Genomic DNA, 16,162 nt, shown 5'->3' on the forward strand with positions numbered 1-16,162 from the left:
CGGTCACCTTTGCGATGCGGTCGATCCGCGCGAGAATGGGAGACATGGCAGCGACGGATCTCCCGATGCCCACCGTGGGCCCGGTCTCGCGGCTGGCGCCCAAGCCGATGCGCTTCGTGCTCAACTGGGGCCGCCGCTACTCCCTGTGGGTGTTCAACTTCGGGCTGGCCTGCTGCGCCATCGAGTTCATCGCCACCTCCATGAGCAGGCACGACTTCATCAGGTTCGGGGTCATCCCGTTCGCCAACGGGCCGCGCCAGGCCGACCTCATGATCGTCTCGGGCACGGTCACCGACAAGATGGCGCCCGCCGTCAAACGCCTCTACGAGCAGATGCCCGACCCCAAATACGTCATCTCGTTCGGCGCCTGCTCCAACTCCGGCGGGCCCTACTGGGACTCCTACTGCGTGACGAACGGCGTCGACCAGATCATCCCCGTCGACGTCTACGTCCCCGGCTGCCCGCCCCGGCCCGAGGCCCTGCTCCACGGCATCATGAAGCTCCAGGAGAAGATCGCCGGCGAACGGCTCGGCGACCGCTACACGTCGTCCCGCGGGGAGGAGGCGTGAGCGGCCCGCTCGCCCGCCACTTCGGCGACCGGGCGCTCGTCACCGAGTCCTACGGCGACACCACCGTCGACGTCGCGCCCGCCGACTGGATCGAGCTGCTCACCTTCGCCCGCGACGACCTCGGCCACGTCTTCTTCGACTGGCTGACCGGCGTCGACGAGCCGCCCGACGCCTTCAGGATCGTCGCCCACGTCTACAACCCGGACGCCCGCGAACGCCTGCTGCTGCGCACCTCCGTCCCGCGCGCCGACCCCCGCCTGCCGAGCGCCGTCGGCGTCTACCGGGGGGCCGACTGGCACGAGCGCGAGACGTACGAGATGTTCGGCGTCGTCTTCGAGGGCCACCCCAACCTCGTGCCGCTGCTCCTGCCGGACGGCTTCGAGGGCCACCCGCTGCGCAAGGACTTCGTCCTCGCCGCCCGCGTGGCGAAGGCGTGGCCCGGCGCGAAGGAGCCGGGGGAGTCCGGGCACGGCGCCCCGAGCCGCCGCAAGACCCTGCCGCCCGGCGTACCCGCCGACTGGGGCACGCCGCCCACCTGACCCCGCTGGGAGCCGCCCGATGCTGCTGCACGTGGTGCTGAGCTTCGCCGTCATCATCGTCGTGTTCCTGGTGCTGCCGCTGGTCGTCGGGCAGACCGAGCACAAGGTCATGGCCCACATGCAGTCGCGGCTCGGCCCCATGTACGCGGGCGGCTTCCACGGCTGGGCGCAGCTCATCGCCGACGGGGTGAAGTTCGCCCAGAAGGAGGACGTCATCCCGGCCGCGGCCGACCGCCGCGTCTTCATGATCGCGCCCGGGGTGGCGCTGGTGCCGTACCTGGTCGTGCTCGTCGTCATCCCCTTCGACCGCGGCTTCGTGGCCGTGGACCTCGACCTCGGGCTGTTCTTCGTGCTGGCGGTCATGGGCGTGGGCGTGCTGGGCGCGATCATGGCGGGCTGGGCGTCGGCCAACAAGTACTCCGTGCTCGGCGGCATGCGGGCGGCGGCCCAGCTCATGTCGTACGAGCTGCCGCTGGTGCTCGCCGCCTCCTCGGTCGCGATGGCCGCCGGCACGCTGTCGCTGCCCGGCATCGTCGAGGCGTGGCAGTGGTGGTGGCTGCCGTGGCAGGCCGTCGGGGGCGTGGTCTTCTTCGTCGCCGGGCTGGCCGAGCTGCGGCGGCCGCCGTTCGACATGCCGATCGCCGAGTCCGAGATCATCATGGGTCCGATGACCGAGTACACCGGCATGCGCTTCGCCCTGTTCATGCTCGCCGAGTACGTCGGGATCGTCGTGCTGTCCTTCCTGACCACCGTGCTGTTCCTGGGCGGCTGGCACGGGCCGTTCCTGCCGGGGTGGCTGTGGACGCTGCTGAAGGTGTTCGCGCTGGCGTTCGTGGTGATCTGGCTGCGGGTGACGTATCCGCGGCTGCGCGAGGACCAGCTCCAGAAGCTCGCGTGGGTGGTGCTGGTGCCGCTGGCACTCGGGCAACTCGCCCTGACCGGAGTGGTGAAGGTCCTTTTGTGACCATTCCGCCCCGCGGAGCGGACCTGGATCGGCCATCCTCGAAGAGGACGAGCAGGCGGCAGGGGGATGGCGAAGCCGCCCGCGACAAGCGCTGAGGCGAGAACAAGCGCTGAGGCGAGACAAGCGCTCAAGTGTGACAAGCGCTCAAGTGTGACAAGCGCTCAGGTGGACGGAACGGCTCAGGGGGTGCCGGCGCATGCACGAACTCGTCCCGGTGACCGGCGCGACAGCCGGGGGCAAGCTCCCCCAGCTCGCGATGACCGCCGACGCGGGCACCCTGACCGCCACCGACCGCGCCTCCGGCGCGACCGCCGTGGTCAGGCCCGCCGCCCTCTACGTCTACCGCTACGAGCCCGCCGGCTCCGAGGAGCAGCTCCAGGGCGTGGCCGCGCTGGACGCCGACGGTCTCGTCCTGCTCGACCTGCCGGGCGGCTGGCCCGTTCCCGAGCTGAAGCACCTGGCCGAACGGGCCGGGATCCCGGTGTCGGAGAGCCGTTACCAGAGCCCCGGCAGGATCACCGCGAACCTCGCCGCCCGCGCCCCCGGCTGGCGGCGCTTGTCCGGCCGGCACCGCGGGCCCCGCTTCACCAGAGGCCGCAAGATCGCGCTCGTCGGCGCGGGAGTGGCCGGCCTGGCCGTGATGACGATCCTGGCCCTGAACGGGATGTGGTTCGCCTGGCGCGGCGTGTCCACCCTGGGCCGGATCCTCATCGAGCTGCTGGAGGCAAAGTGGCTGTTCCTCGCCTTCTTCAGCCCGCTCCTCCTGGTGATGCGCCCCATCACCGGCCGGCTGCACCGCTGGCGGGTGGGGCAGGGCTCGATCGTCGGCCCGCCCTCGGGCCCCTACCTGGTGGGCCGGCAGCCCAGCGTCCTGGAAGTCGTCCAGGGCGGGCAGACCCGCGCCACCCTGCGCCGTGGGCGGGCGCCCGGCCTGGCCGCCGGTCTGCTCCTCTACCGCCACGAGGACCTGACCGGCCTGTTCGTCCTGGACAGCCTTGGCAAGGCACTCCACCACCTGCCCGGCCCGTGGCCCGCGGCCGACCTCGACCGTTTCGCCAAGCGCAACGACCTGACGCTGGCCGTCCACGGGTTGTCGCACGAGGAGTACGCGACCCTCGCCAGATCCACCAGATCCGCCACCCCCTGACCCCAGCCGGGGCCGGGCCGGTCAGTGGATGATGGCCAGCATCACGTCCGAGGCCGACGGCCGTTCGTCCGGCCGCTTGTTGAGGCACGACCCCACGATCCCCCGCAACCCCGGCGGAAGCGGCGACAGATCCGGGTGGAACGTGAGCACCCGGTTGAACACCGCCGGCACCGTGTCCTCCCCGAACGCCGGCCGCCCCGTGGCCGCGAACATCATCGTCACCGCCCAGCTGAAGACGTCGGAGGCGGGCCCCACGGCCTCGCCCGTGAGCTGCTCCGGCGACATGTAGGGCGGTGTCCCCACCATCTTCCCGGCCGTCAGCGTCGTCTGGTCGAGCCCGCGCGCGATCCCGAAGTCGATCACCCGGGGGCCGTCCGGCCCGATGAGTACGTTGCTCGGCTTGAAGTCCCTGTGGACGACGCCCGCCTTGTGGATGGCCGCCAGCGCACCGGCTGTGGACAACGCCAGCCGCGTCAGCCCGTCCTCGTCCCTGGGCCCGTGCTTCTTGACCAGTTGCTCCAGCGAGGGCCCGTCCACGAACTCGCTGACGATGTAGGGGAACCGCCCGCTGATGTCGACGTCGAGGACCCGGGCTGTGGAAAACGTCGCCACCCGCCGAGCCGCCTCGACCTCGCGCGCGAACCTGGCCCGTGCCGTCTCGTCCACGAGGTCGTGCAGCACCTTGACGGCCACCCGCGTCCCGTTGGGCGCCGCCGCCAGGTAGACCGACCCCTGCCCGCCCCGCCCGAGCGACCTGAGAACCCGGTAGTGCCCGATCCACTCGGGCTCGCCGGGCCGCCGCTGGTGGGTGGGCTCGGTGCTCCGCTGCTGGACGTTCACGGGCGGCGGCGTCCGGGGCCGGTCGCCGCCGACGCCGGGAACGTGCCGTGGATCCCCCATGACGGGCATGGGCCGCTGACCGCCCATGCCCGTCATGGGGGACGCCTGCGTCGGATGCACCTGCAGCGGCGGATACAGGGGCGGACGCAGCCGCGCCCGGACCATCCTCGGCACCAGCACCGCCGAATGGACGACGCCGCCGAACCACGCCACGACCAGCCCTAACGACACCAGGAACTCGAGCGGCTGCGGGATGTCCTCGATGGTGTCGTACGAGACCGCGCCGATCACGAAGGAACCGATGCAGACGAGGTAAACCGAGGCGGCGCCCGCCTGGAAGGCGCTCCGCAGCCAGTACGCGGCGAACCCGATGGTGAACGGGGTCGCCAGCCCGCACGTGAAGGCAGGCAGGCAGGCCCACACGACGGCGGCCGCCCACGCCCCTCCGCTCGGGCGGACTGCTTGGCTGTGCTGCATGGCGGGAAGACTATCGCCCCGTCGTGGTTCATACCGGGCATGCGCCCAGCTTGTGGATAACCGGCCCTCATTCTGTGGATGGCTGTGGAAAACCTGTGGACAACGCCCCCGCTCATTCACGTGCGCGCCTACTTGCGCCATGATGTTGAACATGGGGCGAATACCGGGAGTGGGACTGGCGAAGGGGCTGTCCATCACCCTCCGCCACATGCTGCGCAAATCCGTCACGCAGCAATATCCCGAGGTCAAGCCCGCCCTCCCGCCCCGCAGCCGAGGCGTCATCGCGCTGGTCGAGGAGAACTGCACCTCCTGCATGCTCTGCGCCCGGGAATGTCCCGACTGGTGCATCTACATCGACTCCCACAAGGAGACCGTCCCGGCTCCCGAAGGCGGCCGCCCGCGCCAGCGCAACGTCCTCGACCGCTTCGCCATCGACTTCGCGCTGTGCATGTACTGCGGCATCTGCATCGAGGTCTGCCCCTTCGACGCGCTCTTCTGGTCGCCGGAGTTCGAGTACGCCGAAGGTGACATCCGCAACCTGCTGCACGAGAAGGACCGGCTGAGCGCCTGGACGCAGACCGTCCCGCCGCCGCCACCCCACGACCCGGGCGCCGAACCCCCGAAGGAACTCACAGCCGCTCCCCGCCGCCCCGCCCCCTCGCCCCGCCCTGCCGCCTCCCAGCAGCCCGCTGCCACGCAGGAACCCTCTGCCGTGGAGCCCTCCACACCCGGTCCGGGATCGGGCACCGCGCCCGGCCGGGGCCAGGAGGCGGAGGCGGGCACTACGGGCAGGCCCCAGCGCCCCCGGCGCGCCGTGTCGAACGTGCGGGGCATCCGCCCGCCCGGCGCCCTCCCCGCAGGCGACACCACCCCGCCTACCCGACCTGACGACGAGAGCGCGGCCACGCCGCCCTCCTCAGGCCCTTCCCCCACGTCAGACGCGACGCCGGAGACCGTGGAGAAGTTGTCCACAGGTTCGGGCGAGACGGAGTCGAAGCCCGATCCGCAGGGGCAGACTGCTGCCCCGAGCCCTCGCCGGCGAAGGATGGCCGACCCCCGGTCCATCCGGCCGCCCGGCAGGCTCGGCCCTGACGAGCCGAAGGAGCCCGAGGAGGAGTCGTGACCGAGGCGGTGCCCTCCTACCTGTCACCCACAGGGCAAGAAATCGTCTTCTTGCTGCTGGGCGCGGTAGCGGTCGGATCGGCGCTGCTCGTTGTCACGACCAGGCAGCTGGTCCATGCCGCCCTCTGGCTCGTCGTCTGCTTCGGCGCCCTCGCGGGCTGCTATCTCGTCCTGACGGCCGAGTTCGTGGCCTGGGTGCAGGTGCTGATCTACGTGGGCGCGATCGTGGTGCTGTTGCTGTTCGGCATCATGCTCACCCGCGCGCCGATCGGCCGCTCCGCCGACCTCGACAGCGGCAACCGCGTCGTCGCGGCGGTGGTCGCGCTCGCCACCGCGGCCGTCCTGGTCACGGTCGTCATCGACGGCTTCCGCGCGGCGTACACCCCGCTCGATCCCGGGGGCGGTGCGGCGAAGGAGCTGGGTGCGAGCATCTTCGCCACGTGGGTGCTCCCGTTCGAGGCGCTGTCGGTCCTCCTGCTCGCCGCCCTGATCGGCGCGATCGTCCTGTCACGTACGGACATCCCAGGCGATACGCCACCGACGAGCCCGGCCACGCCTGCCACCAGAGGCGACCCGGAGCCACCTGACCGCCCATCCGACCAGCCGAGCGGGGGCCAGTAGTGCACATCGTCCATCCGGCGGTCGTCTCCGCGCTGCTGTTCTCGATCGGCGTCTACGGCGTGCTGGCGCGCCGCAACACGATCCTCGTGCTCATGTCGGTCGAGCTGATGCTCAACGCCGTCAACCTCAATCTGGTCGCGTTCGACGTCTGGCTGGCGGACCGGCTGCACAGCGGCCAGGTCCTCACCCTCTTCGTCATCGTCATCGCGGCGGCCGAGGTCGGGCTGGGCCTGGCCATCGTGCTGGCGCTCTACCGCAACCGCCGTACGGTCGATCTCGATCGTCTCCGTGCGCTGGCCGAGCCCGCCGCCGCGTCTCAGGGCACGGGCGAGGAGCGCCACCGAACGACAGGGGGAGAGGCACAGGCCGAGGGAGGGCGCGGGGGCGGGCAGGCTGTCAGGCGAGAGAGGGGCACGCTGTGACGACGTTCCCGCTGTCGGCCGTCCTGCTGCCCTTCGCCGCCGCCTTCGCCGGACTGCTGCTCAGCCGCCGGCCGCACCGCCGTCCCTCCGCGCAGGCCGTCGCCGGCGCGGACGACAGGCGGGCCGGCAGCCGGGCCGCGTGGATCGCGATCATCCCCACCGCCGGCTCCGCCGTCCTCGCGGTCTGGCTCGCGTGGGACCGAGGGTTCGCGTTCCTGACGAATCCAGACGCGGGCGAGGCGACCGGCCGTACCTACGGCACGATCACCACGGGCGGCGTCCCGATCTCGCTGATCCTCCAGGCGGACGACCTGTCCGCCCTCCTCGGCGTCCTGGTCACCCTCGTGGCGCTGGCCGTCCAGGTCTACTCGGTCGGCTATCTCGCCGGCGACCCCCGCTACCCCTCCTACAGCGCGTTCATCAGCCTGTTCACCAGCGCGATGCTCCTGGTGGTCTACGCGGGCGACCTCCTGGTCCTGTACGTCGGCTGGGAGATCATGGGCCTCTGCTCCTACCTCCTCATCGGCCACTGGTGGGAGGACAGAGGCAACTCGCGGGCCGCGGTGAAGGCGTTCCTCGTGACCAGGCTCGGCGACGTCGGCTTCCTGTTCGGCATCTTCGTCCTGGGCGCGGCGGCGGGCAGTTTCCGCATCGCCGACGTCCTGGCCGCGGTGCCGGAGATGTCCAGGGCGACGCTCGTCACGGCCACGCTGCTCCTGCTGGCGGGCGTGGCGGGCAAGAGCGCCCAGGTCCCGCTGCACACCTGGCTGCCCGACGCGATGGCCGGCCCGACGCCGATCAGCGCCCTCATCCACGCGGCCACCATGGTCGCCGCCGGCATCTTCATCGTGGCGAGGCTCTTCCCCGCCTTCCTCGCCGCGCCGCCGACGATGGACGTGCTGGCGGTGCTGGCCGCCCTCGGCATGCTGGGCGCCGCCCTCGCCGCCCTGGCCCAGGACGACCTCAAACGGGTGCTCGCCTACTCGACGGTCAGTCAGCTCGCGTACATGGCGGGCGGTCTCGCGGCGGGCTCCGACACGGCGGCGATCTTCCATCTGCTGACGCACGGCGCGTTCAAGGCGCTGCTGTTCCTCTGCGCGGGCGTGGTGATCCACCGCGTCGGCTCCAACCTCATGACCCGGATGGGCGGTCTGCGCAGGGAGCTGCCGGTCACGTTCACCGCGATGACGATCGGGCTGGCCGCCCTCGTGGGCATCCCGCCGGCCGGCGGCTTCTTCAGCAAGGACGCGGTCCTCGCGGCCATGGACGACGCCGTGACCACCGGCTCGCTCACCGACGCCGCGGCCCTGCTGCTGTACGGCTGCGCGCTCGCCACGGTCGCCGTCACCGGCGCGTACGCGACCAGGGCGTGGCTGCGGACGTTCTTCGGCGAGGCCAGGGCGGTGCCGGTGCCGCTGCCCGAGCCGCCGCCCGGCACGGCCCACGTCGTGGACGTGACCGAGGCCCCGCGGACGATGCTCGTCCCCGTCGTCCTCCTCGCCGTGCCCGCCCTCCTGCTGGGCCTGGCCGGCGGGCTGCACGTGGACGCCGGCGTGGCGGCCGTCGGCGTGGTGCTCGCGCTGCTCGGCGCCGGAGCGGTCTACGCCTTCTGGCGCATGGACCCGCTCGCCGACCCCGCCCGCCTGCTCGGCCCGCTCCAGGCGCCCTGCGCGGAGGCGTTCTACGTCGACCGCGGCTACGCCGCGCTGTTCGTCCGCCCGGTCCTGGCCCTCGCCCGGCTGGTGGTGAGGACGGACGACACCGTCGTGGACGGCGCGGTGCGCGGCTCAGGACGGGCGGCGCGCGGCCTGGCGGGCGTGCTGCGCCTGGCCCAGAACGGCAACGTGCAGCTCTACGTGAGCGGCCTGCTCGCGGGTGTCCTGCTGATCGCGGTAGGGGCGGTGGTGTTCGCATGACCGGGACGGGATGGCTGCCGGTCGCGCTGCTTGCCGTGCCGCTGCTCGGGGCGCTCGGCCTCGTCGTCCTCCCGCGCGTCCTGCGGCCGGTGCTGCGCGCGTACGGGCTGGTCCTGTCGGGTGTGACGCTGGCGCTGGCCGCGCTGCTGGTGGCGATGTTCGACCACGGACGCCCGGGGAGCCCGCAGTTCGAGGTGGACGTGCCCTGGATCCCCGGCCTCGGTCTCCGCCTCCACCTGGGGATCGACGGGATCTCGTTGCCGCTGGTCGCGTTGACGGCGCTGCTGACGTTCCTGTGCTTCGGTTATCTGTCGTGGGGACGCGCCCGCGCGGGCGAGCTGCTGCGCGCCAGGCCGCGGGCTCTGGTGTTCACGCTGCTGGTGCTCGAAGTCGGCATGATCGGCACGTTCCTCGCCCTCGACCTGCTGCTCTTCTTCGTCTTCTTCGAGGTCGTGCTCGTCCCGATGTACTTCCTGATCGGCATCTGGGGCGGCGAGGGCCGGCGGGCGGCGTCGATCAAGTTCATCCTGTACACCCTGCTCGGCTCGGTCGTGATGCTGCTCGGCCTGCTGCTGGTCTGGGCGCAGACCGGCACGCTCGACATCGTGGCGCTGGCCGCTGCCGACGGCAGCGGGATGGCCAGATCGGTGCAGATCCTCGCGTTCGTGGCGATCGGCATCGGCCTGGCCGTGAAGACGCCCATGTGGCCGCTGCACACCTGGCTGCCCGACGCGCACACCGAGGCGCCCACGACGGGCTCGGTGCTGCTGGCCGGCGTGCTGCTCAAGATGGGCACGTACGGCTTCGCCCGGATCGCCGTCCCCGTCCTGCCCGAGGGCGCGCTGGCCGTCGCGCCGTGGCTGGGCGCGTTCGCCGTGGTCGGCATCGTGTACGGCTCCCTCGCCTGCCTGGCCCAGCGCGACCTCAAACGCATGATCGCCTACTCCTCGGTCGGGCACATGGGCTTCGTGCTGCTGGGCTTCGCCACCCTCACGCCCACCGGCATCAACGGCGCCCTCTTCGCGAACGTCGCCCACGGCCTCATCACCGGCCTGCTGTTCTTCGTGGCCGGCGCGATCAAGGACCGCTACCACACGGCCGACATGACGGCGCTGGGCGGCGGCCTGCTGGCCACGCTGCCGCGCCTCGGCTCGGTGCTGACGTTCGCCGCGATCGCCTCGCTCGGGCTGCCGGGCCTCGCCGGGTTCTGGGGGGAGATGCTGGCGCTGCTCGGGGCGTTCCAGCCGGCGGGCGGGCTGCCGCGCGGCCTGTTCCTGACGTACATGGTGATCGGCGGGCTGGGCGCGGTGCTGACGGCCGCGTACTTCCTGGTGATGCTCTCCCGCGTCACCCACGGCCGCCCGCCGCCGCTCCCCGCCCAGAGCCTTGCGCACCCTGACGTCCGGTCGTACGAGCTGCTCGCCTGGACCCCGCTCGTCGCCCTCATCCTGCTGTTCGGCCTCTGGCCGGGCCTCCTGCTCTCCCTCACCACCCCGGCCGTCCAAGCCCTGCTGGGAGCCCTGCCATGAGCCAGCAGATCGACTACTTCGCGATCGCGCCGCCGCTCGCGCTCGCCGTCACGGCCGCCCTGGCGCTCCTGCTGGACGCGTTCCTGCCGCGCCGTCCCCGTACGCGGGCCGCGCTGGGCCTGGTCACGCTGGCCGGCGTCCTGGTGTCCCTGGGCTTCGTCGTCGCGCAGGCGGCGGCGGGCCGGACCCTCGGCACGTTCTGCGTCCCGCCCGCCCTGGCCGGGACGGGAGGCGCGGCCCCGTGCTCGTACGTCGTGGACGGCTTCACGCTGGTCCTCGCGGGTCTGGTGCTGGCCTCAGCCGTGGTGATCGTGCTGATGTCGATGGCCGAGCTGGCCGGCGGCGACATCCCGGCAGGCGAGTGGCACTTCCTCCTGCTCTGCACCCTCGTGGGCGCGGTGACCCTGCCCGCCTCCCGCGACCTGGTCATGCTCGTGGTCGCGCTCGAACTCGTCTCGCTGCCCGTCTTCGCCCTCACCGCGCTGAGACGCTACGACGGCCGCGCCTCCGAGGCGGCGGTGAAGCTGTTCGTCGTGTCCGTGGTGTCCACGGCGGTGATGCTGTTCGGCGTGTCGCTGCTGTACGGGATGACCGGCACCGTCCACCTGTCCGGCCTGGCCGCGCGGCTCGGCGGGCAGGTCCAGGGCATGGCCGGGGCGCCGGTCGTCACGGTCGGGGTCATGATGGTCGTGACCGGGTTCGGGTTCAAGATCGCGGTGGTGCCGTTCCACGCCTGGGCGGCCGACGTCTACCAGGGCGCCCCGGTCCCGGTGGCCGCGTTGCTGTCGGTCGTGTCGAAGGCGACCGGTTTCGCCGGGCTCATCCTGGTCCTCACGGCGGCGCTCCCCGGACAGGCCGGCACCTGGGGCCCCGTCGTGGCGATCCTGTCGGCGCTCACCATGACGGCCGGCAACCTGCTGGCCCTGCGCCAGCGCTCCGCCGTACGCCTGCTGGCCTGGTCCTCCGTCGCCCAGTCCGGCTACGTCCTGGCCCCGCTCGCCGTCACCGGGGCCGTCGGGGCGCGGGAGGCCGTCGGCGCGTCCGTCGCCTACCTCGTCATCTACGCGGCCATGAACCTCGGCGCCTTCGCCGTCGTCCTGCTGGTCGCCGGGGCCGCCGGGGCCTCCGGATGGAACGAGCTGGACGACTACCGCGGCCTCGCCTTCCGCAGCCCGGCGGCGGGCATCGCGCTCGCGTTCTGCCTGGTCTGCCTGGCGGGCCTGCCGCCGGGGCTCGCGGGGCTGTTCGCCAAGGTGTTCGTCTTCCGCGCGATCGTCGAGGGCGGGCTGGGCTGGCTGGCGCTGGTCATGGCGGTCAACACGGTGATCGGGCTCTACTACTACGCGCTGTGGACCGCCCGCCTGTTCACCCCGGCCGCGCCGACGCCCGTCGTGCTCCGCGCCGCTCCCGCGCTCTGGCCCGCGATGGGCGTGGCGGTGGCGGTCGCGATCGTGTTCTCGCTCGCCCCGCAGCTCGTCCTGGACCTCACCGCCTGGTGAGGCGCGCGAGGTCGCGCTCCGCCCACGGCTGAGCACGCCGGGGAACGAAGAGCCGGGTCGTCTTCGTTGAAGGGGGTGAACCCAGAGCACGAAGGGGGAGCCTTGCACCACAACGGTCTGCGCACAGCCGTCCTGCTGGGCGGCATGTCGGCGCTGATCCTGCTGGTGGGCGCGTGGTTGGGCGGTGGCACCGGTGTCCAGATCGCGTTCGTTCTCGCCCTGGTGGGCAACGGCGTCGCCTATTTCTTCTCCGACCGGATCGCGCTGTCCGCCATGCGGGCCAGGCCCGTCAGCGAGGTCGAGCAGCCCACCCTCTACCGGATCGTCCGCGAGCTGAGCACGCAGGCCCGGCAGCCGATGCCGCGGCTGTACATCTCGCCGACCGTGCAGCCCAACGCGTTCGCGACCGGCCGGAGCCCGCGGCAGGCGGCGGTGTGCGTCACGTACGGGCTGACGCGGCTCCTCGACGAGTCCGAACTGCGCGGCGTGATCGGGCACGAGCTGTCGCACGTGTACAACCGCGACATCCTCATCTCGTCCGTGGCCGGCGCTCTGGCCACCATGATCACCTGGCTCAGCTATCTCGCGGTCTTCTTCGGCGGCTCCGACGACGACGAGGGCCCCGGCTTCCTCGGCGCGCTGCTCATGATGGTGCTCGGCCCGGTCGCGGCCGGAATGGTGCAGATGGCGATCAGCCGCTCCCGCGAGTTCCAGGCGGACGAATCGGGCGCCCGCCTCACCGGCGACCCGCTCGCCCTCGCCTCGGCCCTCCGCAAGATCGAGCTGGGCGCCCGCCGGCTGCCGCTCCCCGAGAACAGCCGCCTGACCTCCGCCTCCCACCTCATGATCGCCAACCCGTTCGCCGGCTCCGGCATCGGTCGCCTGTTCTCCACGCATCCGCCCACGTCGGAGCGGGTCGCGCGGCTGGAACGCATGGCTGGATACCGGCGATAATGGGACGTATGCCTCGATTAACCGAGGCCGAACGCCGCCTGTGGAACGCCTTCCCGACCGGCGAGTTCGTCGACCTCGGCCCGGTGACGCCGAGCAGGCCCGGCACCGCCCCCGGCGACAACGCCCCCAAGGACGGCGACACCTGGGGCCCCGAGCGGACGATCCGGGCCAAGGTCATCGCGTCCCTGCTGCTCGGCGCCCGGGAGGCGGGCGCCGGCGCGGTCCCGGCGGTCCGGCTGCGCGGAGCCCGCATCACCGGCCAGCTCGCCCTGCTCGGCGGCACGATCCCGTACGAACTGATCCTGAGCGGCTGCCACCTGGACCAGCCGCTCCAGCTCATGGGCAGCACCACCCGCACCATCCGGCTGACCGACTGCGCCTTCCCCGGCCTCAGCGGGAGCGGCCTGCGCGTCGCGGGCCACCTCAGCCTGTCCGGCTCGAACATCACCGGCACCGTACGACTGACCAGGGCCGTCTTCGAGAGCGGCCTGTGGGCCTCCGGCACCAAGGTCGTCAGTGACGACGGCGAATGGGCCTTCTACGCGAACGCCGCCGTCGTCGACTCCGGCCTGTTCTTCCGCAACTCTGACTTCACCGGCGGCGTCAGCCTCGTGGGCGCCCGGCTGAACGGCGGCTGCTTCATGGAGGGCGCCACCCTCCGCAACCCGGGCAAGAACGCCCTCGCCGCCGACAACGTCGTGGTCGAGGACGTGATGCTCCTGACCGACGGATTCCGGGCAGAAGGCTGCGTACGCCTCCGCGGCGCCCGCGTCAACGGCCGCTTCGCCCTGCGCGGCACCGTGACCAGCCCCGACACCCGCTACGCCCTCCACATGAGCCACCTGGAGATCCGCGAGGCGTCCCTCCTGCCCGCCACGCCCGTGGACGGCGTCGTCACCCTCGCGCACAGCAAGCTCGGCACCCTGCACGACGACCCCGACACCTGGCCCGCCAAGCTCCGGCTCAACGGCCTCACCTACGAACGCCTGCGCGGCTCCGGCGTGAAACGCAGGATCGAATGGGTCACCCGGGATCCCGAGGGGTTCCGGCCGCAGCCGTACGAGCAACTCGCCGCCTGGTACCTCAGCGACGGCAACGACGTCCTCGCCCGGCGCGCCCAGCTCGCCAAGCTCCGCGCCCGCCGCCGGACACAGGGCCCCGGCGGCCGGATCTGGGGCCGGCTGCTCGACGCCGCCGTCGGCTACGGCTACCGGCCCTGGCTGGCCGGCATGTGGTTCACGCTGCTGCTGGCGATCGGCACGGTCGTCTTCGCCGTACAGCCGCCCCGGGCCATCAAGCCCGACGAGAGCCCCCATTTCAACGCGTTCGCGTACGCCTTCGACCTGCTCCTGCCGCTGCCCGCCTTCGGGCAGCGCGAGGCGTTCGACCCGATGGGGTGGACGCAGTGGCTGGCGTACACGCTGATCGTCGCCGGCTGGATCCTCGCCACCGCGCTGATCGCCGGCGCTACCCGAGTTCTCCGGCCGCAATGATCTTGCGGACGATGTCCGCCAGGTCCTCCGGGAAGTACTTCTCCTCGGTGCTCTCCAGCTCCGCCACGCTCCACCACCGGTAGGCGGTCGTGGTGTCCTTCTCGATCTGCTCCATGTGCTCGAACGACACGGCGGACGCCGCCTCGGCCACCCGGACCGCGTAGAAGGTCTGGTCCTGGGTGATGGCGTACCCGCCCCAGTCGAAGGAGATGGTCGTGGTCCCGTACGGGCCGCGGAACCCGCCGGCGTCCGCCCGGATCCCCGCCTCCTCGAACAACTCCCGCGCCGCCGCCGCGACCGCCGTCTCACCGTCCTCCACAGCCCCGCCCACCGTGAACCAGAACGGACGGTCGGGGCGGTCCGGGTCGAACCCGTACAGCAGAAGCACCCGATCCTGATCGTCAAATGGGAGGGCACGTGCCGTGAACCGGCGCAGGGGGATCTTCGTCACATTGGGGAGCTTACGGCGACGCGGCGCGGTCCGGCGCGGACCGCGTATCCGAACGCGGACCCGGACCTGAACCCGGACCTGAACCCGGACTTGGACTTGGACTTGGGCGTGTGGCGAGGCGGAGGACACGTAACCGCCCACTCCGCCACCCCGACCACACGCCCACGCCGCCCCCCGGACACCGCAACCGCCGGTGGAGAACCGCCGGCGAAGGCCCAGCCGCGCACTGCCGCATCACAACCGATGGACCGATGGACCGATGGACCGATGGACCGATGGACCGATGGACCCATGACCCGAGACCCATGACCCGAGACCCATGACCCACGACCCCCACGACCGCAAGCCATCCCGCCCGACCAGCCGCTCTCACCCCGCCACCCAGCCTCGGCGACGTCCCGCAGCACTACCGGATCATCGGATTCCGGACTACCGGTAATTCACGAACTGCAAAGCGATGTCCAGATCCTTGCCCTTGAGCAGCGAGATGACATCCTGCAGATCATCCTTCTTCTTCGAACTGACCCGCAGCTCCTCACCCTGAATCTGGGCCTTGATCCCCTTGGGCCCCTCATCCCGGATCAGCTTCGAGATCTTCTTCGCGTTCTCCTGATCGATGCCCTCCTTGAGCGCGATCATCATCCGGTACTCCTTGCCGGACAGCTTCGGCTCCCCAGCATCAATGATCTTCAGCGAGAGCCCCCGCTTGACCACCTTCTCCTTGAAGACGTCCAGCACCGCGTTGGCCCGCTCCTCACTGTTCGCCTTGATCTCGATGTTGTTCTGCCCTGACCAACTGATGCTCGCCCCGGTGCCCTTGAAGTCGAACCGGTGCCCGATCTCCTTGACCGTCTGGTTCAGCGCGTTGTCGACCTCCTGCCGGTCGATCTTGCTGACGATGTCGAACGACGAATCAGCCACAACACCCACCCTCTCAGCTGCGAAGTCCTCTAAGGATCCGACCACCCGGACGTACCCCTGTGCCCGGCACACCGACGCGCATGATGCACCCGAGCCCAGACCCGTCCGTACACGCGGACCCAGCGAACGAGCCTAGCCAGCATCGCCGCCCCATGCAGTCCACCGCCCCCGCCCCACACCCCGATCCGACGCAACCGGCCGCGAGAACCCGCCCCAGGACAAACCGGTGTCACGTACACCTCCGAAGTCCGCTATCCTTCTGTGTGTCGCCGCAAGAGCGGAAGACAAGGCAGGTTGCCCGAGTGGCCAAAGGGAGCGGTCTGTAAAACCGTCGGCTCAGCCTACGCAAGTTCGAACCTTGCACCTGCCACCAGCAGTAACAGCAGGTCAGAGGCCCTACGGGGCCTCTTCTGCGTTTCGGGGGCATGCAGCCGTAGGCGGCTCTGAGCGGCCGTTTGTCGGTGGTCACGCCATATACGCGCAATGATCTTGAGGCTGTTTTCGCAGGTCGGACCAGCGGTTTCGGAGGTTGTGCGCCCCAGAAACGCGAAGGGCCCCGGAGATCATCCGGGACCCTGACTCGCATGTTCACGCCGATTGCAGCCGTTCCTCTATCCACTGGTGGCCGGCATCCCAGCTCGTGAACTCCTCCAGATGCTCTCCGCTCTGAGCATCGAAGACGTGATACCGCCGCCTGC

At 71.1% G+C, this 16,162-nt stretch carries 14 protein-coding genes, 1 tRNA gene and 1 pseudogene; 13 read left to right on the top strand and 3 right to left on the bottom strand.

Going from position 1 to position 16,162, the window contains the following annotated elements; genetic code table 11:
- The first annotated feature begins 44 nt into the window (after nucleotides 1–44).
- From Nocox_RS02485 to Nocox_RS02500, 4 genes are all read left to right on the top strand, one after another.
- Nucleotides 45–569 (top strand): NADH-quinone oxidoreductase subunit B, encoded by a 525-nt coding sequence (locus tag Nocox_RS02485; protein ID WP_026215120.1) that lies wholly within the window; start codon nucleotides 45–47, stop codon nucleotides 567–569.
- Nucleotides 566–1,108 (top strand): NADH-quinone oxidoreductase subunit C, encoded by a 543-nt coding sequence (locus Nocox_RS02490; protein ID WP_020546959.1) that lies wholly within the window; start codon nucleotides 566–568, stop codon nucleotides 1,106–1,108. Before Nocox_RS02485 ends, Nocox_RS02490 begins: the two co-directional genes overlap by 4 nt.
- A 19-nt stretch (nucleotides 1,109–1,127) precedes the next feature.
- Nucleotides 1,128–2,072 (top strand): NADH-quinone oxidoreductase subunit NuoH, encoded by a 945-nt coding sequence (gene nuoH / locus Nocox_RS02495; RefSeq protein WP_020546958.1) that lies wholly within the window; start codon nucleotides 1,128–1,130, stop codon nucleotides 2,070–2,072.
- Nucleotides 2,073–2,268: 196 nt separating this feature from the next.
- Complete coding sequence (locus tag Nocox_RS02500; RefSeq protein ID WP_020546957.1) at nucleotides 2,269–3,219, top strand: hypothetical protein; 951 nt, start codon at nucleotides 2,269–2,271, stop codon at nucleotides 3,217–3,219.
- 21 nt (nucleotides 3,220–3,240) lie between these two features.
- Here the strand turns inward: Nocox_RS02500 and Nocox_RS02505 are convergent, their stop codons facing one another.
- Nucleotides 3,241–4,536, bottom strand: coding sequence for a serine/threonine-protein kinase (locus Nocox_RS02505; RefSeq protein ID WP_157383436.1), 1,296 nt, complete (start codon nucleotides 4,534–4,536; stop codon nucleotides 3,241–3,243).
- A gap of 208 nt (nucleotides 4,537–4,744) precedes the next feature.
- Here Nocox_RS02505 and Nocox_RS02510 point away from each other — a divergent pair, with 208 nt between their 5' ends.
- From Nocox_RS02510 to Nocox_RS02545, 8 genes and pseudogenes are all read left to right on the top strand, one after another.
- Nucleotides 4,745–5,659, top strand: coding sequence for a NuoI/complex I 23 kDa subunit family protein (locus Nocox_RS02510; RefSeq protein WP_246649732.1), 915 nt, complete (start codon nucleotides 4,745–4,747; stop codon nucleotides 5,657–5,659).
- Nucleotides 5,656–6,279, top strand: coding sequence for an NADH-quinone oxidoreductase subunit J family protein (locus tag Nocox_RS02515; protein ID WP_020546954.1), 624 nt, complete (start codon nucleotides 5,656–5,658; stop codon nucleotides 6,277–6,279). Before Nocox_RS02510 ends, Nocox_RS02515 begins: the two co-directional genes overlap by 4 nt.
- A pseudogene (gene nuoK / locus Nocox_RS02520) lies at nucleotides 6,279–6,560 on the top strand (NADH-quinone oxidoreductase subunit NuoK); the annotation flags it as partial. The gene Nocox_RS02515 and the pseudogene nuoK, both read left to right, overlap by 1 nt.
- Nucleotides 6,561–6,697: 137 nt before the next feature.
- Nucleotides 6,698–8,617, top strand: coding sequence for an NADH-quinone oxidoreductase subunit 5 family protein (locus tag Nocox_RS02525; RefSeq protein WP_020546952.1), 1,920 nt, complete (start codon nucleotides 6,698–6,700; stop codon nucleotides 8,615–8,617).
- The gene (locus Nocox_RS02530) at nucleotides 8,614–10,146 is read left to right on the top strand and encodes a complex I subunit 4 family protein (protein ID WP_020546951.1); all 1,533 of its coding nucleotides are present in this window, start codon (nucleotides 8,614–8,616) and stop codon (nucleotides 10,144–10,146) included. The genes Nocox_RS02525 and Nocox_RS02530 overlap by 4 nt, the downstream gene beginning before the upstream one ends.
- Nucleotides 10,143–11,645 (top strand): NADH-quinone oxidoreductase subunit N, encoded by a 1,503-nt coding sequence (locus Nocox_RS02535; protein ID WP_020546950.1) that lies wholly within the window; start codon nucleotides 10,143–10,145, stop codon nucleotides 11,643–11,645. The genes Nocox_RS02530 and Nocox_RS02535 overlap by 4 nt, the downstream gene beginning before the upstream one ends.
- Before the next feature lie 102 nt (nucleotides 11,646–11,747).
- Nucleotides 11,748–12,599 carry a zinc metalloprotease HtpX gene (gene htpX, locus Nocox_RS02540; RefSeq protein ID WP_020546949.1) on the top strand — a complete coding sequence of 284 codons (852 nt, stop codon included), beginning with the start codon at nucleotides 11,748–11,750 and terminating at the stop codon, nucleotides 12,597–12,599.
- 8 nt (nucleotides 12,600–12,607) lie between these two features.
- Nucleotides 12,608–14,092 carry a hypothetical protein gene (locus Nocox_RS02545; protein WP_020546948.1) on the top strand — a complete coding sequence of 495 codons (1,485 nt, stop codon included), beginning with the start codon at nucleotides 12,608–12,610 and terminating at the stop codon, nucleotides 14,090–14,092.
- On the opposite strand, the gene Nocox_RS02550 is transcribed toward Nocox_RS02545, so the two are convergent.
- Together Nocox_RS02550 and Nocox_RS02555 are read right to left on the bottom strand one after the other, a co-directional pair.
- Nucleotides 14,067–14,480, bottom strand: coding sequence for an NUDIX hydrolase (locus tag Nocox_RS02550; protein WP_020546947.1), 414 nt, complete (start codon nucleotides 14,478–14,480; stop codon nucleotides 14,067–14,069). The genes Nocox_RS02545 and Nocox_RS02550 overlap by 26 nt on opposite strands.
- A 492-nt stretch (nucleotides 14,481–14,972) precedes the next feature.
- Entirely contained in the window at nucleotides 14,973–15,473 is a 501-nt protein-coding gene (locus Nocox_RS02555) for a YajQ family cyclic di-GMP-binding protein (RefSeq protein ID WP_246649733.1), read from the bottom strand.
- Between the two features lie 279 nt (nucleotides 15,474–15,752).
- Between Nocox_RS02555 and Nocox_RS02560 the strand changes: the two genes are divergently transcribed.
- Nucleotides 15,753–15,837, top strand: a tRNA-Tyr gene (locus Nocox_RS02560).
- Nucleotides 15,838–16,162: the final 325 nt, after the last annotated feature.

It is taken from the genome of Nonomuraea coxensis DSM 45129, assembly GCF_019397265.1.
Lineage (GTDB): Bacteria > Actinomycetota > Actinomycetes > Streptosporangiales > Streptosporangiaceae > Nonomuraea > Nonomuraea coxensis.